We start from the raw sequence: 20,370 nt of genomic DNA on the forward strand, positions 1-20,370 counted from the left end.
TTATTTATAATATTCTTATAGTTTATAAGAAAGCGTTTACTAATATGGATTTTTAGGGAGGAATTATAATGACGAAAGATATTAAATCTCTTATTTCACAAATGACATTAGAAGAAAAAGCAGATCTATGTTCCGGTAAAGATTTTTGGAACTTAAAAGGAATAGAACGACTAGGTATACCATCTATTATGGTAACAGATGGTCCGCACGGATTACGCAAACAAAATATAGGCGCCGATCACTTAGGATTATTTGACAGTGTACCAGCAACTTGCTTTCCATCTGCAGCGGGAATGGCTAGCTCATGGGATCGTAAGCTTATCCAGAAAGTTGGGGTAGCTCTAGGAGAAGAGTGCCAAGCGGAAGATGTTGCTGTTCTTCTAGGACCAGGTGCAAATATTAAACGTTCACCTTTGTGCGGACGTAACTTTGAGTATTTCTCAGAAGATCCGTATCTTTCATCGGAAATGGCAGCTAATCATATTCAAGGTGTTCAAAGTCAAGGCGTTGGAACATCACTTAAGCATTTTGCAGCAAACAACCAGGAGCACCGCAGAATGTCAACAGATGTAATTGTTGATGAAAGAACGTTCCGTGAAATTTACTTGGCAAGCTTTGAAGGAGCAGTTAAGCAATCACAACCATGGACTGTTATGTGTTCCTACAATAAAGTTAATGGTGAATATGCCTCTGAAAATAACTACTTATTAAATGAAATCTTAAAAGAAGAATGGGGCTTTGAAGGCTTTGTTGTTTCTGATTGGGGAGCAGTAAATGAACGTGATGTTGCCCTTGCAAATGGTCTAGAGCTCGAAATGCCGGCTTCAAAAGGTATTGGCGAAAACAAGGTCATTGAAGCCCTTCAAAATGGTACTTTATCTGAAGAAAAGCTTGATGCTGCTGTAGAACGTATTTTACGTATTATTTTTAAGGCAGTAGAAGAAAAGAAAGAAAACGCAACGTATGACAAAGAAGCACATCATCAGCTAGCAAGAGAGACAGCTAGAGAAAGTATGGTGTTATTGAAAAATGAAGACAGCATCCTACCGCTTAAAAAAGAGGGAAATATTGCGGTAATCGGAGAATTTGCTAAGGCACCAAGATATCAAGGTGGAGGAAGCTCTCATATTAATCCAACAAAGCTTGAAAACATTGTTGAAGAAATTGAAAAAACAGCCGGGTCAACAGTAAATGTTGCCTATGCTCAAGGCTACTTTCGTGATAAAGATACAATTGATGAAACATTAATTGAAGAAGCTAAAGAAGTTGCTTCACAATCGGAAAATGTTATCTTGTTTGCGGGTTTACCAGATCGCTATGAATCTGAAGGATATGATCGTGTACACTTACACATTCCAGAAAATCAAAAGCGTCTTATTGAAGCTGTTGCTGAAGTAAATCAAAATATAGTTGTTGTTCTAAGTAATGGTGCACCAATTGAAATGCCTTGGTTAGACAAAGTAAAAGGATTACTTGAGGGCTATCTTGGAGGGCAGGCACTTGGCGGGGCAATTGCAGACATTCTATTTGGCGATGCAAACCCAAGTGGAAAGCTTGCAGAAACATTTCCTAACCAATTAAGTGACAATCCGTCTTATCTGTTCTTCCCTGGTGATGGAGACAGAGTAGTGTATCGTGAAGGAATATATGTTGGATATCGCTATTACGATACAAAAAATGTAGAGCCATTATTCCCATTTGGATATGGATTAAGCTATACAACATTCGAATATAACAATCTATCAGTTAGCTCAAAGGTAATAAAAGATTCAGAAACACTCACTGTTACAGTGAATGTGAAAAATACAGGAGCTGTTGCTGGTAAAGAAGTTGTTCAGCTTTATGTAAAAGATGTAGAAAGCAGCATTAGCAGACCTGTAAAGGAATTAAAAGGGTTTGAAAAAATTGAACTACAGTCTGGTGAGGAAAAGGCAGTTACCTTTACTTTAGATAAGCGTTCATTTGCTTACTACAATACAGAGTTAAAAGATTGGCATGTAGAAAGCGGAGAATTTGAACTATTGGTAGGAAAAAGCTCTAAAGATATTGTCTTATCAGAAAAAGTTCGAGTTGAATCAACTGTTGAACTTCCATTACAAGTTCATCGTAATACAACAGTAGGTGACCTGCTTTCAAACCCTAAAGTAGCACCACTTGCGAAAGAATTACTCGTAAAAGCGCAAGAAGGAAGCCCATTTGCAGCTGCCGCTGAAGATCAAGGTGATTTTAATGAAATGATGGAAGCGATGATGAAATATATGCCATTGCGGGCATTATCAAACTTTAGTAACGGTAACTTTACTGAAGAAAAGCTGCAGGATATGATTAAACAGTTAAATGACGTACAGAAAAAAACGATTGTGAACTAAGATCAATATGGATTGACTCAAGGTTAGATGAGTCAATCCATATTTTGTATTTTGTTAAAATAGGCAAACGAAACACGTTTCAAAAACTTATAGATTTCTACTGCGAAGAAAAGTTTTACTGCTTAGACCAAAATTTTTCATTCACAGCTTAAGACAAAAGCTCGTTCCTGAAATAAACTCAGCTGTATATTTGCTTATATAATCAAGTGCGAAAGGAAATGTACGATCAGTGGATGAAATGAAAGAAAAGGAGAGACTTTGTGTAAAATACAATTTACCCAAACTAAATCTTACTTTTACCTACCTTTTTCATTTGATAGGAAATTTCTATATAAAATTCTAACGTAGCCTAATCAAAAGAATTGAACTAGTTGTACTTCATGATATCGATTTTATCCAATAGCAAAGTACAACTAATTCTTAAAAATGATTTTTTCTAGATCGGCAATGCCCCTGTTAATGTATAAACAGCAAGGTATATAAATATAATTGGCCAAGCATAAATGACATACTTTATTTGAAAGTTTACAAAGTTTGTCTCCGTAGAATCAACTAACATATAGAGAGCTGGAATAACTGGTGAAATTAGACGGAATGCCTGTCCCACCATGGAAGCTACTGCCGCTTCACTAGCAGAAATTCCATATTGCCCCATAACATCTGACATAACGCCAGCAATCCCAAAATAGAAAGCATCTTGCGGTAAAAATGTAATGGCAGGTGCTGCAATTAACGCGTAGATTGGTGCCATATTTGTACCTAATGATTCTGGGATAATAGCTGTAATAGATGTTGCTAAAGCAGTTGACATCCCACTACCTGTCAATACACCAGAGAAAACCCCGGCAGCCAAAGTTGCCAAAGCTGGTGCTAAAGCATCTGCTGCTAAATCATCAATTCTTTCATTAATAAGACTTGCAGACTTATAGTTTACCGTAAGGGCAATTGCTGCACCTATACCAAATAAAACACCTCCATGTGCAACATCCATCACAAGCATAACTAAAATAGCAAGCGTTAAAATCAAATTAAAAGCATATAGTTTAGGCCTCTTTAATTCAGGATCTTTTAGCCGAATAGCATTTAACATGCTTTCCATTTGCTCTGGAGAAATATCTTTAGCAGTCTTAGGATCAAAGTTTAAGCGTTTTCTCTCTTTTATTCCGATAAAATAAGCCATAAAAATTGCAAATACTTCAGCAACTATCATTCCTGGCAATAAATCTGCAAACAATTCGCTAATACTTACACCCATTGCTGTGCTTGCAGCAATTGTTGGGCCTCCCCATGGTAACTGATTAAAAATTCCAATAGGTGTAACAATAATAATAGCTAGATAAATTAGCTTAATATTCATTTGTTTATAAAGTTGAAGAAAAGCAGCAACACAAATAATAATAGTTGTAGTAGTATCACCATTCATAGTGACTACTGTCGCAGTTAAAACTGTTGCCATTGTAACTTTCAATGGGTCCCCTTTTGCTTTTTTAATAAAGAATTCGCATAAAGGGTCAAACAAACCAACATTAAGCATTAAACCAAAATACAACACCGCAAATAAGATAACAATAGCAGGTGAAATAACCCCAGTAGAAACCTTTCCAGTTTCTTCATCTACACTAAATAAAATACCTTCTTTAATCCATTCAAAGAGGTCCAAAAAGGAAGCACCTGTTACAAAGGTTGCAATTGCTCCAAAAACAAATGGAACAATAGTTAATGCCCCAAATACAGATAATTTATTTTTTGAGAGAAGTACAATGAATACAATGATCATTAATAATGCTAGGATTGTTAACATACAAACCAGCTCCCATAAAAAGTATGAAATCAAAATTTTTTGTACTATTAAATAGTTAAGAGTATGACTACATTGTTAAGCTATGAATATAATATTTTTTTATCCAGAACCTAAAGGGACAACGTTTAATTAGGTTCTAGGTTATTCTTTATTTACTTGATGAAACGAACTTGTTTGCTGATTTTAGTTGTAATCACTTGAACCAATTGATTTCTAACCTACTACTCTATTTATAGTCTGCGAAAAAATAAAAAATGGTAGCGCATACAAAAATATCATCCCTTATGATAATACAGAAAACAAATCGTGTCTTGTAGGAGAATAAATTGGTAGGGTAATGTTGCCTTAAAAGGAGCTCTTTTTATTTTCACTGATTGGCCTTTTTTTCTATTATCCAAGTTATCCAGCTAAAGAATGATCACAGTTGTAAAATTTTTTTCTTTTGAAAACGTATCAAATAATATCACTCCTTTATTTCTAAATTAAATGGTTCAAGGAATAAACCAGTAGAATACCATTGATTAAATTGTATGTTAACGTATACGTTGATGTCAATCTAATTTTTAGAATATTTCACCATCTCTCAATATACTAATGATAAAAAAACAGAAAATATTTATTTATAATATGATGATTTCAATATCTATAGGCAACCGATCATATTTATCTGAAAAATAAGTTCTTATTTAAAAAATTAAAACTATTGACATTAACGTATACATTATTTAATAATTAGCTCATAAGGTATTCACATTAAACTGATTCACATGAAAGAGATGTGGGGAATGGTAGGAGGTCATCGATGAGTGAAAATCGTGTTTTCATCTAGCTGTTATCCCTGATGAAGGAATTTGAAAAGAGATAAAGTGAGACTTCCATCAGTGGGGGGTTCTTCATCCCCCACTGATGGTTAGCGAAATTTTTGGATCTTTACGTGTAGTTATCTCCCATTTATCTTCTTTGTTTCTCTCGAATCTTGAAGTGAGAGTCTTACTGCCCGTTAAGAATGGGATAAACAGTATGGTTACATGTACTGGCTCATTTAGCTCAAGCATTAGGCAGGAAATTTTCTTTTGAAAACGATTTCTTTCTTTGGGGTTGTGAGTATTACTTAGAAAATGGAAGTATGGTGGATGCTAAAGGATTAGAAAAACGTAAACACGTTTCTGTTATTTGTGGGTTTACTCGCGTTAGCTAAAGCAATCGATATAGCTGGAACCGGGCGTTAATAGCAGATTCTATCATTGGAACTTTTGGGCATTTCCTAATTTTCTTCACTATTTTACACAAAAAACTAAAGAGATAAAAGGAGAGGTATTATGAGCATTATTATAGATAAGGTACAGCAAAAAGAAAAGATGACTAATTTGATGTCAAAATTCATTTCACTTGTCAGCTACAAACTTCCTGATGATGTAGAAAATAGATTAAAAGAATTAAGTGAAGAGGAAGATAACCGACTTGCTAAAATCATTTACAAAACAATGTTTGAGAATCAGAAACTAGCTTATGAGTTAAAGAGACCTTCATGTCAGGATACAGGTGTTCTCCAGTTTTTTGTTAAGTGCGGAGAGAATTTCCCCCTTATTGGGCAGTTAGATAGTATTCTGAAGAATAGTGTGTATAAGTCAACTCAAGAAACACCATTACGACACAATTCTGTCGAAACATTTGATGAATACAATACAGGAAAGAACATCGGTGACGGTTCACCAAGTATCTTCTGGGAGATTGAAGAAGACAGTGATAAAGTGGAAATTTATACTTATATGGCAGGTGGCGGCTGTACCCTTCCTGGAGTCGCAACAGTTCTAATGCCAGGTGAAGGCTATGAAGGTGTAGTAAAGTTTGTACTCGATCGGATGACTAGTTATGGAATTAACGCCTGTCCTCCACTTCTTGTTGGTGTAGGCGTCGGTACCTCTGTAGAAACAGCTGCTATGAACTCTAAAAAAGCTCTTATGAGAAGTGTTGGAAGTCGTAATGAAAATGAAAATGCTGCTAAGATGGAAAAGCTTCTTGAGGACGGAATTAACGCTATTGGCCTTGGACCTCAGGGACTTAAGGGATCTAAATCTGTTATGGGTGTAAATGTTGTCAATACAGCTAGACATCCTTCAACTATTGGAGTTGCCGTTAACACAGGATGCTGGTCCCATAGACGAGGAAAAATTACATTTGACAGTAATTTGAATTATGAGATTAATACTCACGAGGGGGTAACACTATGAGCAAGAAGGTATTAACAACACCTATAAAAGATGAAGATCTTAAGGATATACGAATTGGGGACATTATCTACCTAACTGGTACACTGGTTACTTGCAGGGATGTTGCTCACAGAAGACTTATTGAAGAAAAAATCCCATTGCCTGTAGACCTTAAGGGAAAAGCTATTTTCCACGCAGGTCCCATTGTTAGAGACCTTGGCAATGAAGAGTATGAGATTGTTTCTATCGGTCCGACAACTAGTATGAGAATGGAAAAGTTTGAAAAGGAATTTATCGAAGAAACAGGTGTTAAACTCATTGTTGGAAAAGGTGGAATGGGAAAGAACACCGAAGAAGGATGCAGAACTCATAAGGCACTGCATCTCGTCTTTCCAGCCGGAAATGCTGTTTATGCTGCAACAAGTGTTGAACAAATCAAAGAAGTACACTGGAAAGACCTCGGAATGCCTGAATCTCTTTGGGTATGTGAAGTGAATGAGTTCGGTCCTCTTATTGTTTCCATTGATGCAGAAGGAAATAACATCTTTGAAGAAAATAAGGTGGAGTTCAATAAAAAGAAGGAAGAACAATATAAGTTAATTAGTGAGCAGGTAAGATTCATCAAGTAAGTTATGGAGTTGTTGTGGTCATGCACGTCCTACAAAAAACACAAATAATAGTTCGCTATCAACTACAGAACGGTAAAGTATATTACGGTATTGTTGAAGATGATGAAATTTTACAATTGTCTAGTAATTTTATCGAAATTACAAACAATGAACTGAAATTTGATGGATCAAGAGTTAAATATCATGATGTGAAGATTCTGGAGCCTGTAGTACCATCAAAAATAGTTAATTTTGGCTGGACCTATGCTGGACACGCAAAAGAAACGGGGGGGCAGGCCAATCTCAAAGAACCGTTTTTGTTTTTAAAACCGGCATCTTCGGTGATTCCCGATCAGGGGGAAATCATTCTTCCCTCAAGTGATTTAACCAAGCAGGTGGAAATGGAGGGGGAAGTGGCACTCGTTATTGGTAAACGCGGCAAAAATATAAAAGAAGAAGAGGCATTGGATTATATTTTTGGCTGTACGATATTTAATGATGTGACTGCAAGAGATCTTACTAAAAAGGATCCCCAGTTTACGCGCGGCAAAGGTTTTGATACCTTTGGCCCCTTGGGTCCGTGTATTGTAAAAGGAATAGATCCAACTAATTTACGAATCGTTACAACATTAAACGGAAAAGTCGTACAAGAGGGTAATACGAATCAGATGTCACTTTCCATTCCTTACCTTATCAGTTGGATTTCACAGGTTATGACACTAGAGCCGGGTGATGTATTGGCTACTGGTTCGCCTTCTGGAAGTTGTCCAATGAAGTCGGGAGATATTGTAGCTGTTGAAGTAGAGCAAATTGGTAAGCTTTGTAACTATGTAAAATAGAAAATACTATCCTGAAAATTAATGGATGGTAAAAATATAACTGGCACAACCGTTTAACTAAGAAAGGCTGTAGTAGATTTCTGTGAAATCTACTACAGCCTTTCTTTATTAATAATGATAAATTCTTTAATCATGAAAAAGTCTCCTTATTTATCGTTTCTCTTCCGGTAATGGAGGCATAGATCGAAGAGCCTCTAGAATTTCGTTGCGCGCTCTATAACGATGAGACTGCAACATAGTTCGTACAGCATCAGGCTCACCGGCTCGCATGACTGATAAAATTGCCTTATGTTCAATCACTGAACGTGTTGGCTTTGGTCGAAGCCCGATTGTATATAACCGTGCGCGATAGAGTTGGTCAGACTGACTATCCACAATCCCTCTAAGGCGTGGATTTTGTGCCAAATCAACAATGAAATTATGAAATTGATCATCAAGGTCCGTCCATGCAAGTAGATCGTTTCGTTCTAGTGCCTTTTCTTGTTCTTCAATCAGATGCTCAAGTTGATTTAACTCTTCTTGAGTAGCACGGCCAGTAGCAAGTCTGCCTGCAACACCATCCAGAGCTTCCACTACTTCATAAATTTGTTGAAGATCATCTGCTACAAGTGGTGCAACAATAAAACCACGACGCGGTATGAGCCGCACCCATCCTTCCGTTTCCAAACGGACAAGTGATTCACGTACAGGTGTCCTGCTCATGCCGAGGATTTCTGCCATTTCCCTTTCCAGCACAGTCTGTCCAGGAGGTAATTGAAGATGCCGAATGGCATGTCGAACAGCTAGATAAGCACGTTGTGGCAATCGTGTTTCTCCATTTACATCTAAAGTTGACAAAAATGAACGAACAGCTAGTGAAAGTTCAGACTGATCTAATCTTTTAACATTAGTATCAGGTGTTTGAGGTGTTTTTTGATTATTCATTCTATCATCACTCATTCCGACAAGTTTCTAATTTTATGTAACTATATAACCGAATGTTCTTGAGTGGGTTATAGTGAAAAAGTTATATTATGACTTTATAAATAAAATCATAACAGAAAAACGATCACTCCCTCAATTAATAAAATAGAAAAACAGATAATCTAGGTAAAGGTCATAAGTGATGATGAAAGAAAATTTCACCTAGTATCAACCTGTACAGAAAGTCGTCCTTTTCTGAACACGCTTCTTTTTCAAATGTTTGAAGGTCGAACGTAGAAGTTAAAAAACAATTACTAAAGTTATTAGTGAATTGAGTATATCCCCTTAAGATGTTGAGATTACAATTTAAGAGACACCAAAGCAGAACTGGGGAAAAAGGGACTTGGGGATGAGTTAGCACTGAATTATAAAATTAATGTATAAGTTAAGAGATGATCAGTTGTTGACTGTCTTTTGAGTTTCTTCAAGTAATGAATTCAATTGTTTATATGAGCAATCTGGTATTAAAAAATAAAACAACTCATGAAAAGGAGTTGTTTTGGTCGATTTGCTATAAAGAAGAGTAGTTTTTATCTTAGTCCATACATTCAGGCATACTTTTTCTGATCATTTAGCAAACCTTGTTCAAAAAAGGCTAGAAAGTTAAAGATTACTCAGAAAGGGATTTATAATGTCGAAATTTGATTTCTATTAACATTTGAATCTGAAAGCGTTTTCAATTATAATGATATTGGGTTGGATGGCACGCGTGGCCGTCATGGTATTTGGCGTAGGTGGGGCCGATACTGGGAACGAGGTTTTAGAAGTTTTAGGAGCTTTCCTATGTTCCATAATGAAGTTTATATGAATAAAAGAATGATAGATTGGGAATGATAAAGATAAGGAAATAAATACAGGAGGTAAAATAATGAGAGAAAACAAATTAACATTGACTGATTTTGTTAATAAAGAGCGATTTGAATTAAATTCTTACCTTACATATTTGGTTCATCAATTTAATAATGATACTGTTCCTAATCAGTCGGGAGATAAAATGGTAAAACAATAGACTACCATTAAAGGAGACTGAAAGGATGAAGATCGTAATAAGTGTGAAAATAGGCTAAGCGACCTTGTTATTCATTAGAATTAACGGGGTCGCTTTTTGTTGTTATAAACCTTTATTAAGCTGTTTAGTTAGGTATCATGAAGAAAAATTTTTAAATATAATTGCTGACCTACATCCATTTTGGAGTTGTAGGTTTTTTGTCATTTTATTGATAAACAATAGAATGATTTCTATAAGAGATACGTCTTTTTTTATGGATATTTGATTCATAGATTGTTTTAAAAAGTGTTAACGCTTACATTTTTGCAAATTGAAGTTGCAATAAGATGTACTAAACTATTTGAATATTCCGATTTATAATCAAACTATGAAAGGGGTTACTATCATGAAAGAACGAACTCAACGAGTACTTACCAGGTTTTTGACAGTAAATACCTTTTTGACTTGTGAGGTTTTAAGTAAAGAGTTCAATATTAGTGAGCGTACTTTTCGAAACGAATTGGTCCTGATTAATAAATATCTAGCAGAAAATAGTTATCCATCCATAACGACGACAAGAGGAAAGGGGTTGAAGTTAGACCTCTCTGATGTGGATCGCGAAAAGCTCCTGACCAAAATTGGTGATGACAGAGAATCAGATTATTATCGGCCCAATGAACGTTTTCTTGCCTTACTTTTAGATATTGCCGATACCACAAAAACGACATTGCTTTTTGAAATGGAAGAAAAACTGCAGGTATCGAAAAGTACATTAGATGAGGATATGAGAAAACTTCGTCAGTTTTTAAAGGAATATGGTATTTCTGTAGTGAGTTTAACGAAGCAAGGTATTGTATTTAAAGGCGATGAACGATCAATACGTACTATGTTGTACGACATGATAAATAGTATGACAGATATTGCTAATCTATTAGGATACCGAGATGTAGATACAGTGAACACTGTTGCAGAACAATTTGTCCTTGATTATTTGGATACAAGAGCTTTGAGGGTCATTGGAGAACATTATGATGACGTCTTTGAAAAATCCAGAGTAGAGATAAATCATGTATATCGAAATCAAAGCATTCTATTTTTAGGTATATGGGTAAGGCGGTTACAAGAAGGAAATACCCTTAGGGAATTAGCTAAAGTTAGAGCAGAGATAAAAGAAGATCCTGTCAGAAATTTTGTCGATTCCATCTGTATAGAGTTTGGTTTATATCCATCATTAAATGAAATCAAATATACGACCTTTACAATCGAATCGTTTAATCCAAAAGATATGAATAATTCATTCGATTGGGTTACCGCCCAATTATTAGCTATTCAATTAATTGAGCATGTAGAAAAAGTAACCGGGATCCCTTTTTCTCAGAGAGAAGAAGATTTGTATGAAGGTTTATATAGGCATATCACAGGGTTATTAAGCAGGGCGAAGAACGATTTACAGGTATTTAATCCGTTGAAAGACACGATTAAGGAGTCCTATGCCGAGATTTATCAAGCAGTCACTTGCTTTAGTAAGCAAATAGAGGACTACATCAAAAAACCATTATCAGAAGATGAGATCGGGTTTTTGACCGTTTATTTTTCAACTTCTGCCAGCCAGATAAAGCAGAAAGAACAATATGTTTATCAAGCGGTTGTGCTTTGTAATCATGGGATTTCAACTGGAAAGCTTTTGGCTGCGAATTTGAAAGAGCAATTCAATATCGAGATTGTAGCAGTATTGAGTTCGTATGAATTAGCCTTTATTGACAAGCTGGATGTTGATGTAGTTTTTACGACCATATCAATTGATTATCCAAGAAAACCTGTATTATTGCTTAATCCGATTTTAAGAGAAAGTGATAAGAAGGAAATTAAAGATTTTTTACTCAAAAATAAGAATAAGAGAAGAATCGTATCCAATCAGTTAGATGCCACAAAGCTGATGCAGGATATTCTGATGTTAATTGTAGAAAGCGGCGGTAAGGTAACACAGGAAAGCTATCAAAAAGTAGAAGCTACTTTTAAAGAACATCAATTAAAAATTAATACAAGGGAGATACAGCCGATGTTGCAGGATATTTTGAGGGATTCCAACATTCTACTAAAGCAAGAATGTAAAGATTGGAAAGAGGCGATTACGAAATCTGCCCAGGTATTGTTAACAGAAGAGGTCATTGAAGAGCGCTATATAAACGCCATGATTAAATCTGTTGAAGAGTATGGGCCTTATATAGTAGTAGGGAAGCATTTAGCGTTAGCACACGCAAGGCCGGAAGATGGAGTAAATAAATTAGGTATTAGTGTCATGACGTTAAAGGAACCGGTGAATTTCGGAAATCCGGATAATGATCCGGTGAAAATTGTTTTTTGTCTAGCCGCAGTGGATTCTTATTCACATCTAAATGTGATGAAAAATTTGATTGAGCTAATTAATGATGAAGAGAAATTAGACCAGTTAATTAAAGCACAAGATGTAAACATATTTAAACAGGTGTTATATGGAAGTGAAGTAATGGAGTAAGAAAAGCTGTGGTTACTACAATTGATGAAGATTGTTTATATAAAACAATGATTTTAACTAGCAACAAATAATATTAATCCAAAAAGTGAAAGAGGAGAGAGTGAAATGAAAAAAGTAAATATCTTATTTGTATGTGGAGCAGGTTTAGGAAGCAGTTTTGCTTGTCAAATGGCGGCAGAGGATGTACTAAGCAAGTTAGGTGTCAATGCCAAGCTAGATCATAGTGATATCTCATCTGCTGTTTCAGTAAAACCCGATATTATTATAACGGCACAGAATTTCAAATCCCAATTTGAGAAATTTTCAGTTGATCCAAAACAAACGACAATTGTTTATTTGAGAAATATTGTATCTAAACCAGAGATTGAAGAAAAAATCACCCCGGTATTAAGGGAAAAAGGCGTTTTAGCTTAAATATAAATAAAGATACCTAGAGATGGGGGTAAAAAATGGGTGTAATAAACTTTATTATCGAGAATATTTTGACACAGGCATCAGTCACAATCGCATTGATTGCTATGTTGGGGTTAATTTTGCAAAAGAAATCAACAGGGCAAGTTATTTCTGGTTCGTTAAAGACGATGTTAGGGTTTATGGTATTGGCAGCCGGTTCAAGTATTATTGTTGGTAGTTTAATCTATTTTGGTCAAATATTTACAGAAGGCTTCCATATGCAAGGGATTATTCCTTCGATTGAAGCTATTAACGGCCAAGCAATGAATGAGTTAGGCTTGGGTCGTGATATCGCACTAACTTTCTTAGCTATCTTTGTTTTTAATATTATCATTGCACGTTTCACTAAATGGAAATACATCTTTTTAACTGGTCAGGCAATTCTTTGGATGGCTACTATGACAACAGTATTTGGTTACTTTGCAGGTTTACGTGGTATTGCACTGATTTTAGTAGGCGGTTTCATTGGGGGTGTCTTTGCGGTAGCAATGCCTGCGATTGCACAACCATTTGTTCGTAAGATTACTGGTATGGATGATATTGCTTTAGGTCACTTTTGTACGGTTGGGTATGTGTTTGAAGCAGGTGTAGCGAAACTAGTTGGGGGAAAAGGCGAAAAGAAAAAATCTGTTGAAGATTTGAAATTACCAGCTCAATTTGAATTCTTACAAGATACCTATCTATCTTTGATGGTGGTAATGACTCCTCTTTATATTATTACAGCAGCGTTTGCAGGTGAAGAGTTCGGTTCTACATTATCAGGAAATACCAACTATTTAATGTTTGCTTTCTTACAATCTATCCAATTCGTAGTTGGAGTGTATGTATTACTAGCAGGGGTTCGTTTATTACTAGGTGAAATTGTACCGGCATTTAGAGGGATTGCCATGCGGTTGGTTCCAAATGCAAAGCCTGCATTAGATTGCCCGGTCCTATTTCCATTTAGCCCTAATGCAGTGATTGTAGGGTTTATCACAACTACTATAGGTTCAATTATTGCCATGTTTGTATTGCCAGTCTTTGGGTTGGCCATGATCTTACCAGGTATGCTGACAGCTTTCTTCGCGGGTGGTACTGCCGGTATCTTCGGTAACTTAACAGGTGGTATTCGCGGTGCAATTATTGGTGGTATTGTACATGGTTTCTTCATTACATTATTACCAGCACTGTTAGTAACGACTTTCAATTCTATGGGATTTGTCAATGCAACAGCTACAGATGTTGATACAGTAACAGCTGCATTACTATATGCATGGCTCATTGGTCCACTTTTAAAAGCTTTCTAGAATGTGGGAAGAGAAAAGGAGGTTCAAGTAATGTTTGGATTTGGAAAGAAAAAAACTAAAGAACCGAAAAAAGAAACAACCGAAGAGGCAGTGTTAACAATTGAACGAAAAGATGAGTTATTACGTACCATCTCCATTAAAAAAGAAGAAGTAAATCAAGCAGTTGGAGAAGAACGAGCAAAAATTTATGAGGAGATTGGCTTAGCATTTAATGAACTTGGGGATGAAGATCATGCTATTGATTCGTTAGAAAAGAGTATTCAGGCTAAAAAGTCATTAGGTGATGGTTACAAAACTTTATTAAAACTTTATAACAAGAAGCGTGCAGAAGCAGCAAAAGTAAATAATGAAGAATTATTACAGATCTATCTAAAGAAAATGGATCAAATGATGCAAGTTTCTAAAGAGGTTACGCGTGGTGTTCGATAAGGAAGAAAATAAAAGATTAGTATAAAGGGAGAGTAATTGACTATGTATACAACATTAAAAGAAGTAACACTTAGGGCTGAAGAATTGAATTATACTGTTGGTTCATTTAATGCACATAATTTAGAGATGTTACCTGATATGATCCGTGCAGCAAAAGAGCAAGGAGCACCAATTATTATTCAAACAAGTATAGATACTGCGAAATACATTGGTCATGAAAATATTGTTGCTGTATGTAAAACGATGGCCACAAATGAAATGGTAGATGTGGTATTGCATTTAGACCATGCAAGGGATTTTGATGATATTAAAGAGGCAATCAATAAAGGATATACATCAGTGATGTTTGATGGTTCTCATTTACCGTTCAAAGAGAACATTATGAAAACAAGAGCAGTAGTAGAATATGCACACAAATATGGTGTTTCAGTAGAGGGCGAACTAGGGACTATAGGCGGTACTGAAGAAGGGATTCATGTAGATGAGGATGATAAGGTTTATACTGACCCAAAAGATGCAGAAGAGTTTGTTAAAGCAACAGGAGTAGATGCTTTAGCCATTGCAATTGGTACGAATCATGGTCAATATAAATCTAAAACAGAAGTAAATCTACCATTATTAAAAGAAATCAACGCTGTAGTAGATGTACCTTTAGTTATTCATGGGGGTACAGGTGTTAATGAAATGGATATCCATGAATTAATTAATAACGGGATTCGTAAATTTAATGTAGGTACTGAGTTGCTAGTAGCATGGACGAAAACAGCGAAAGAAACATTCGGTGAAACAAAAGTAACGAAATCATTACGACATAATATTATTCCATGTAATCAGGCAGTAAAAGAAATTGTCAAACATAAAATTGGAATCTTCATGAATAAAGAAGACCGTACCCTTCAAGTAAAATAATGATAAAAAAAGTTCATTAATCTTTTTCATAAGGATTGGAGAAGATGTGGCGAATAAAGAGAGTACTAGGAATTCCTTGTACTCTTTCTTTATTCGTTAGATTATGAGGTGGTAAGATGGATAAAGTCTTAATCTTATTAGCAGGTTTACCAGGAACAGGTAAAACCTACTTGAGTCATATCATCAATAGTAAATTAGGGTCATTTTATAATCTTTCTCAGGATGACTTGAAAGAATATTATTGTGATATGTATGGTTATCGTAATTTAGAAGAAAAGCAGAAGATAGAAAAGATAGCATGGGCGAAGTACTATGAAATAATGGAACAGCAAATGCAAGCAGGCAGCAATATTATGTCTGATTATCCTTTTAGTCAAAAACAAAAGCCTCATATTCAGCAATTAGTAGAAAGATATGGTTATGAGGTTGTTACGATTCGGTTAATTGCAGATTTAGATGTTTTGTTTGAACGCCAAAAAAAGCGAGATTTGGATCCGACAAGGCATTTGAGTCATATCGTAACTTCCTACAAAAAAGGGGATCAGTTAGCAGATAGAAGAAATGCAGATAATTTATTGAACTATGAGGAATTTATAAAAAGATGTACAACAAGAGGATATGACACGTTTGAATTAGGAACTTTATATGAAGTAGATGTGTCAGATTATACAAAAGTGAATTATTCTAGATTGTTGGAAGATATAAGACTGGGGTACATGAAAATGTACATTTCTGGAACTAGCAAAGATTAACCTTGGGCGCAAAAATCTTAGGACTTTAAGCGATTCATTGAAAAGAATGTCCTGACAAAGTAATAGAATGATCGAAGTTTTTTACTTATAAAATAAAAGAGTTTTTTAAAGATGGAGGAATAAAAATGGTTGAAAAAATATATACAATAATTAGCGATTCTGGAATTCATGCAAGACCTGCGACCTTATTAGTTAATAAGGTTACGCCATTTTCTTCAAAGGTGAGCCTTGAGTATAAAGGAAAACAGGTAGACTTAAAATCAATTTTGGGTGTCATGTCGCTAGGAATCCCACAGGGAGAAACAATTAAAGTAATTGCTCAAGGCGATGATGCAGAACAAGCGCTAGCTAATATTGATGAATTGATGAAAACAGAAGCCCTAGGTGTATAAAATCAGTATCAAATTCGATAATCTAAAATTCTCCCTTGATTGGAAAATACGAATTTATACATTTAGCTAAATCAAATGCATGTCTGTAATCTTTGGAGCAAATCGTTAATGGGTTTGCTCTTCTCACAGTGATTGATATAAAGTGGCAGCCGAAATCCTAATCGCCTCAGAAATTATTATACATCATTGTTCACTTATTGTTGTCTAATCCTCAATTACAGGGCGCGATTATGATCAAACTTTTTTATAAAACCGAAACTTAAATTTTATAGATAAGAATCCATTTTGATTAAACTTTTTTCATAATGGATTCTTTTTTTATCGGTAAAATACTGGTTTATAAGGTGTTTTTAAACTTTATTTTAAATCAACAAAACCACCTAAATTAAGTCCTGCATTCGGACTATCATCTTTTTTCAACTGACGAACACCATCATTTATCATTTAGAACTCCTAACCCTTTCCTGCCTGAAACCCGGGATATTGGGTCATTCCACCATCAGCAAAGAGGGTCAGACCGGTGACGTAGCTGGCTTCACTTGAAGCAAGCCATACTGCACATGCTGCAATTTCTTCAGGCTTACCGATATACCCCATTGGAATAAGTTCGACTACACCTTTCTTCAATTCAGGATCATCAAACTTTTCCTTATTGATCGGAGTATCGATTGCACCGGGAGCAATGCAATTTACCCGAATTCCATGTGGAGCAAATTCAAGTGCAAGAGTTTCAGTCATCAGCTTAACTCCGCCTTTACTTGCTGCATAATGGACAAAATGAGGCCATGGAATTTCCTGATGAACAGACGACATATTAATAATAGAGCCTTTTATATCATGATCAAGCATGTAACCAATCGCCTCTCGACACCCTAAAAATTGGCCTGTCAGATTTGTAGAAATGACCTTATTCCAATCAGTGAGTGAAAGATCTTCAGAAGGGACTTCATTTTCAATACCGGCATTATTAACCATAATGTCCAATGAACCGAACGTCTTTACAGCATGATGAATCATCCTTTTAATATCCTCTTCCTGAGTGACATCTCCTTGGATCGCGCTTGCACTCCCACCAGATTCTTCAATGGTCTTTAAAATGGCATTGAGTTCTGGCTCCTCTTTGAAATAGTTAATGACAACCTTCGCTTTTTCAGCACCGAATCTCTCAGCCATTGCCCTTCCAATGCCTGTTGCACCACCTGTAATTACGACGACTTTCCCATCAAGACTTGGATACATCCCGAACACTCCTTTATCTTTTTGTAAGGCCTAACAAGACTCCGCCTATGATAATAAACAAACATCCCAAGAGTACAATCCATACCTGTTTTTTGCTTTTACGCTCGTTTAAAAAGAAGAGACCGCCGATGGTTGAGATGACAATGCCAGTTTGCGAGAGAGAAAAGCTTGTTGCCACACCGATTTTAGGCAATGCAAGTAAAAGTCCAAGGTTTCCTGTACTCCATATAAGGCCTGTCAAAATATTACGAATAGCATACTTGTTGTATGGTTTATCCCGCATCGTAATAAAGAATGCACCTGTAACCATCCCAATTGCTTGGGGTAGTATTGCTGCCCAGCCATCAATATTAAACCTGCGAATTAATACGACATATGTGACATAGCCTACAGTAGAAATGAGCAAGATGAGTAATCCTTTTTTTCGACTTTTTTCCTGTCCTTTGTCATCACCCTGATTGAGTGAGGTAAGCAAGGCACCGGTAATAATACAAGCAAGTCCAGCAAGTCCTATCACAATACTTGAGGTAGTTTGCCATTCCTTAAAAATAAAAACGCCGAAAAAAGTTGTTCCAATCAGCTGCAAGCCTGTCGACATCGGTGCTGTTTTGGCAACGCCTAAATAGCGAACAGCTCCAAACTGATTTTTTTGTCCAATACACCAAAACAAACCTGATATAAAACCTACTGCCCAAGTGACAGTTGATAATTCAGGCATCCTATAAATATACACTGCAATGGCAAATACCAAGGCACCGACTGTTGTTCCAAGTGTTTGACTGTCTTCGTCACCGCCAAGCTTGTTACTGACAAATACAATGCTGCCCCATGAAACAGCTGCGAGGATGGCTAGTAGAATTCCCGTCATAAGTGAGTACCCCATTCTCATTTTTTCTAATCGATAAAGATGAATACTGTTTTTATTAGCATGGATTAACAGGCAAAATCTTATTCTTATAGGGGATTAAAAACTACATAAAAATACCGAAGATTTTTTAGAAAACCTCTTTTCGGTCTTTTATCCTGCTAGTCTGTTTCCTTAATTGTTTCATATGAAGGTTGTAGAGGTATGTACGTAGACTAAATTTATTAAAAAAATGATTCATGCAAGATAGAATATCAATTATAATTTAATAAAAAATTGAGTAGCTGGGATTAGTTTTGGAGGTTAACTGGTATGAAATATGATGTAATCATTATTGGTGCAGGTTCAATGGGAATGGCAGCAGGTTATTATTTGTCCAAGAGTGGAAAAAAAACTTTATTATTAGACTCCTATAACCCACCACATAACAAAGGGAGTCATCACGGTGAAACGAGAATAATTCGATATGCTTATGCTGAGGGAGAGGAATATGTTCCATTCATTCTTAAAGCACAAGAATTATGGAATGACTTAGAAAGAGCTAGCGGAAAACAATTATTTATTCAAACGGGAGTCCTTAGTGTTGGTAATGAAGAATCCGATTTTATTAAAAATATTATCTCTAGTGCTAAAAAGTATTCGCTGCCACTAGATGTTATTGATTCAGAGGAAATTCGTAAAAGGTGGTCTGGGATCACTTTACCTAACCATTTTATGGGGTGCTTTGAACCTACGTCTGGAGTACTGAAATGTGAGGAAAGTATTAAAGTATACCAAGAACTTGCTGAATTGAATGGTGCTACTATCCTATCAAATAATAGGGTAAGGGAAATTTCTATTCTAAATGATAAAGTAACAATCAAGACAGACGAAAAGACCTTTTACTCGGATGCGTTGGTTGTTTCTGCAGGAGCGTGGGCAGGGAGTCTACTTTCAATGTTGGACTTGGATATTCCTCTTACACCAGTGAGAAAGACATTTGCTTGGTTTCATACTCATGAAACGATCTATAATCATAGCCGTTTTCCTGCCTTTGCATTTGAGACACCTCAAGGACTTTATTACGGTTTTCCGAGTATTGATGGTTCCGGTTTGAAGGTAGGTCGCCATGATGGTGGAGATCAAATAAATCCAGATGAAGCAATAAGAGGATTTGGTGAAATAGCAGAGGATTTGGTGATTTGGTGCAATTTTTAAATCAATATATCCCAGATATTGGGCAATTGAAGTATGGTAAAACCTGTATGTATACCCTTACCCCTGATGAGAAATTCATTATAGATCTACATCCTAAGTATTCAAACGTTGCTATTGCAGCAGGATTCTCAGGACATGGGTTCAAATTTAGTAGTGCAGTTGGACAAGCCTTAAGTAACTTGATTATTTCAGGTAGGAATGACATAGATATTTCTCAGTTTTCAATCAATCGATTTAATAGGGAGTAGCTAGGTAAGATAATGAAGATATATAAGCTAAAGAATAATTTTAAAGGGATAAAAAAGGGAACACAATTCTATTTGATTGCTGAATCTGAATTTATAGGTGTCAGAGATTTTGTTTTACGAACGAAAGACTTGGCAATCAGGATATCAATTAATGAAAGGGAGCTGCACAACAATTTTACTTTATTGAAATATTGATGAACGGTTAGACCAGTTGATTCAAACGAGGTACTTTACATTATAAAGGATCTTCAACAATCTGACGCCGTTTGTTGAAGATAATGGTAGATGGGATCATTTTTATTAAGGA

18 protein-coding genes are annotated in these 20,370 nt (G+C 35.8%); 14 read left to right on the forward strand and 4 right to left on the reverse strand.

Going from position 1 to position 20,370, the window contains the following annotated elements; all coding sequences use genetic code 11:
- Nucleotides 1-68 precede the first annotated feature (68 nt).
- The gene (locus GMB29_RS06245) at nt 69-2,369 is read left to right on the forward strand and encodes a glycoside hydrolase family 3 C-terminal domain-containing protein (protein ID WP_136355371.1); all 2,301 of its coding nucleotides are present in this window, start codon (nt 69-71) and stop codon (nt 2,367-2,369) included.
- 436 nt (nt 2,370-2,805) lie between these two features.
- Here the strand turns inward: GMB29_RS06245 and GMB29_RS06250 are convergent, their stop codons facing one another.
- Nucleotides 2,806-4,203, reverse strand: coding sequence for a citrate:proton symporter (locus tag GMB29_RS06250; RefSeq protein ID WP_328591447.1), 1,398 nt, complete (start codon nt 4,201-4,203; stop codon nt 2,806-2,808).
- 1,286 nt (nt 4,204-5,489) lie between these two features.
- Between GMB29_RS06250 and ttdA the strand changes: the two genes are divergently transcribed.
- Genes ttdA through GMB29_RS06265 form a run of 3 tightly spaced genes read left to right on the forward strand, consistent with a single transcriptional unit; the run spans nt 5,490 to nt 7,827 of the window.
- Entirely contained in the window at nt 5,490-6,401 is a 912-nt protein-coding gene (gene ttdA / locus GMB29_RS06255) for a L(+)-tartrate dehydratase subunit alpha (protein WP_227551547.1), read from the forward strand.
- Entirely contained in the window at nt 6,398-7,009 is a 612-nt protein-coding gene (gene ttdB / locus GMB29_RS06260; protein WP_136355375.1) for a L(+)-tartrate dehydratase subunit beta, read from the forward strand. The genes ttdA and ttdB overlap by 4 nt, the downstream gene beginning before the upstream one ends.
- A gap of 20 nt (nt 7,010-7,029) precedes the next feature.
- Nucleotides 7,030-7,827, forward strand: a complete 798-nt coding sequence (locus tag GMB29_RS06265) for a fumarylacetoacetate hydrolase family protein (protein ID WP_136355377.1) — start codon at nt 7,030-7,032, stop codon at nt 7,825-7,827.
- A gap of 150 nt (nt 7,828-7,977) precedes the next feature.
- Here GMB29_RS06265 and GMB29_RS06270 read toward each other — a convergent pair whose 3' ends face one another.
- A complete protein-coding gene (locus GMB29_RS06270; protein ID WP_136355379.1) occupies nt 7,978-8,751 on the reverse strand; it encodes a GntR family transcriptional regulator in 774 nt (257 codons plus the stop codon).
- A 907-nt stretch (nt 8,752-9,658) separates the two neighbouring features.
- On the opposite strand from GMB29_RS06270, the gene GMB29_RS26910 reads away from it, so the two are divergent.
- The 8 genes from GMB29_RS26910 to GMB29_RS06305 all read left to right on the forward strand — a co-directional run bounded on the left by GMB29_RS26910 (nt 9,659) and on the right by GMB29_RS06305 (nt 16,514).
- Complete coding sequence (locus GMB29_RS26910; protein ID WP_168733886.1) at nt 9,659-9,799, forward strand: hypothetical protein; 141 nt, start codon at nt 9,659-9,661, stop codon at nt 9,797-9,799.
- Nucleotides 9,800-10,184: 385 nt separating this feature from the next.
- Nucleotides 10,185-12,293, forward strand: coding sequence for a BglG family transcription antiterminator (locus GMB29_RS06275; RefSeq protein WP_136355381.1), 2,109 nt, complete (start codon nt 10,185-10,187; stop codon nt 12,291-12,293).
- 105 nt (nt 12,294-12,398) lie between these two features.
- Complete coding sequence (locus GMB29_RS06280) at nt 12,399-12,707, forward strand: PTS sugar transporter subunit IIB (RefSeq protein WP_136355383.1); 309 nt, start codon at nt 12,399-12,401, stop codon at nt 12,705-12,707.
- A gap of 35 nt (nt 12,708-12,742) precedes the next feature.
- The gene (locus tag GMB29_RS06285) at nt 12,743-14,032 is read left to right on the forward strand and encodes a PTS sugar transporter subunit IIC (RefSeq protein ID WP_136355385.1); all 1,290 of its coding nucleotides are present in this window, start codon (nt 12,743-12,745) and stop codon (nt 14,030-14,032) included.
- A 30-nt stretch (nt 14,033-14,062) separates the two neighbouring features.
- Entirely contained in the window at nt 14,063-14,461 is a 399-nt protein-coding gene (locus GMB29_RS06290; RefSeq protein WP_136355387.1) for a tetratricopeptide repeat protein, read from the forward strand.
- A gap of 42 nt (nt 14,462-14,503) precedes the next feature.
- The gene (locus GMB29_RS06295; protein ID WP_136355389.1) at nt 14,504-15,370 is read left to right on the forward strand and encodes a class II fructose-bisphosphate aldolase; all 867 of its coding nucleotides are present in this window, start codon (nt 14,504-14,506) and stop codon (nt 15,368-15,370) included.
- A gap of 116 nt (nt 15,371-15,486) precedes the next feature.
- Nucleotides 15,487-16,122, forward strand: a complete 636-nt coding sequence (locus GMB29_RS06300; RefSeq protein WP_136355391.1) for a P-loop nucleotide/nucleoside kinase family protein — start codon at nt 15,487-15,489, stop codon at nt 16,120-16,122.
- 125 nt (nt 16,123-16,247) lie between these two features.
- On the forward strand, nt 16,248-16,514 hold the full coding sequence (locus GMB29_RS06305; protein ID WP_136355393.1) for a phosphocarrier protein HPr: 267 nt from the start codon (nt 16,248-16,250) through the stop codon (nt 16,512-16,514).
- Between the two features lie 453 nt (nt 16,515-16,967).
- Here GMB29_RS06305 and GMB29_RS06310 read toward each other — a convergent pair whose 3' ends face one another.
- Entirely contained in the window at nt 16,968-17,753 is a 786-nt protein-coding gene (locus GMB29_RS06310; RefSeq protein WP_136355395.1) for a glucose-1-dehydrogenase, read from the reverse strand.
- 13 nt (nt 17,754-17,766) lie between these two features.
- Nucleotides 17,767-18,621 carry a GRP family sugar transporter gene (locus tag GMB29_RS06315; protein ID WP_136355397.1) on the reverse strand — a complete coding sequence of 285 codons (855 nt, stop codon included), beginning with the start codon at nt 18,619-18,621 and terminating at the stop codon, nt 17,767-17,769.
- Between the two features lie 309 nt (nt 18,622-18,930).
- Here GMB29_RS06315 and solA point away from each other — a divergent pair, with 309 nt between their 5' ends.
- Together solA and GMB29_RS27805 are read left to right on the forward strand one after the other, a co-directional pair.
- The gene (gene solA, locus GMB29_RS06320; protein ID WP_319941489.1) at nt 18,931-19,815 is read left to right on the forward strand and encodes an N-methyl-L-tryptophan oxidase; all 885 of its coding nucleotides are present in this window, start codon (nt 18,931-18,933) and stop codon (nt 19,813-19,815) included.
- Nucleotides 19,803-20,063, forward strand: coding sequence for an FAD-dependent oxidoreductase (locus GMB29_RS27805; protein WP_319941511.1), 261 nt, complete (start codon nt 19,803-19,805; stop codon nt 20,061-20,063). Before solA ends, GMB29_RS27805 begins: the two co-directional genes overlap by 13 nt.
- Nucleotides 20,064-20,370: the final 307 nt, after the last annotated feature.

It is taken from the genome of Metabacillus sediminilitoris (assembly GCF_009720625.1).
GTDB classification, from domain to species: Bacteria; Bacillota; Bacilli; order Bacillales; family Bacillaceae; genus Metabacillus; species Metabacillus sediminilitoris.

What these genes read in the sequence shown, in the direction of transcription:
- GMB29_RS06245 (WP_136355371.1), top strand. Translation starts at nt 69, where the DNA reads ATGACGAAAGATATTAAATCTCTTATTTCACAAATGACATTAGAAGAA.
- GMB29_RS06315 (WP_136355397.1), bottom strand. Translation starts at nt 18,621, where the DNA reads ATGACGGGAATTCTACTAGCCATCCTCGCAGCTGTTTCATGGGGCAGC.
- solA (WP_319941489.1), top strand. Translation starts at nt 18,931, where the DNA reads ATGAAATATGATGTAATCATTATTGGTGCAGGTTCAATGGGAATGGCA.
- GMB29_RS06305 (WP_136355393.1), top strand. Translation starts at nt 16,248, where the DNA reads ATGGTTGAAAAAATATATACAATAATTAGCGATTCTGGAATTCATGCA.
- GMB29_RS06300 (WP_136355391.1), top strand. Translation starts at nt 15,487, where the DNA reads ATGGATAAAGTCTTAATCTTATTAGCAGGTTTACCAGGAACAGGTAAA.
- GMB29_RS06270 (WP_136355379.1), bottom strand. Translation starts at nt 8,751, where the DNA reads ATGAATAATCAAAAAACACCTCAAACACCTGATACTAATGTTAAAAGA.
- GMB29_RS06310 (WP_136355395.1), bottom strand. Translation starts at nt 17,753, where the DNA reads ATGTATCCAAGTCTTGATGGGAAAGTCGTCGTAATTACAGGTGGTGCA.
- ttdB (WP_136355375.1), top strand. Translation starts at nt 6,398, where the DNA reads ATGAGCAAGAAGGTATTAACAACACCTATAAAAGATGAAGATCTTAAG.
- GMB29_RS06290 (WP_136355387.1), top strand. Translation starts at nt 14,063, where the DNA reads ATGTTTGGATTTGGAAAGAAAAAAACTAAAGAACCGAAAAAAGAAACA.
- GMB29_RS06275 (WP_136355381.1), top strand. Translation starts at nt 10,185, where the DNA reads ATGAAAGAACGAACTCAACGAGTACTTACCAGGTTTTTGACAGTAAAT.
- GMB29_RS06280 (WP_136355383.1), top strand. Translation starts at nt 12,399, where the DNA reads ATGAAAAAAGTAAATATCTTATTTGTATGTGGAGCAGGTTTAGGAAGC.
- ttdA (WP_227551547.1), top strand. Translation starts at nt 5,490, where the DNA reads ATGAGCATTATTATAGATAAGGTACAGCAAAAAGAAAAGATGACTAAT.
- GMB29_RS06295 (WP_136355389.1), top strand. Translation starts at nt 14,504, where the DNA reads ATGTATACAACATTAAAAGAAGTAACACTTAGGGCTGAAGAATTGAAT.
- GMB29_RS26910 (WP_168733886.1), top strand. Translation starts at nt 9,659, where the DNA reads ATGAGAGAAAACAAATTAACATTGACTGATTTTGTTAATAAAGAGCGA.
- GMB29_RS06265 (WP_136355377.1), top strand. Translation starts at nt 7,030, where the DNA reads ATGCACGTCCTACAAAAAACACAAATAATAGTTCGCTATCAACTACAG.
- GMB29_RS06285 (WP_136355385.1), top strand. Translation starts at nt 12,743, where the DNA reads ATGGGTGTAATAAACTTTATTATCGAGAATATTTTGACACAGGCATCA.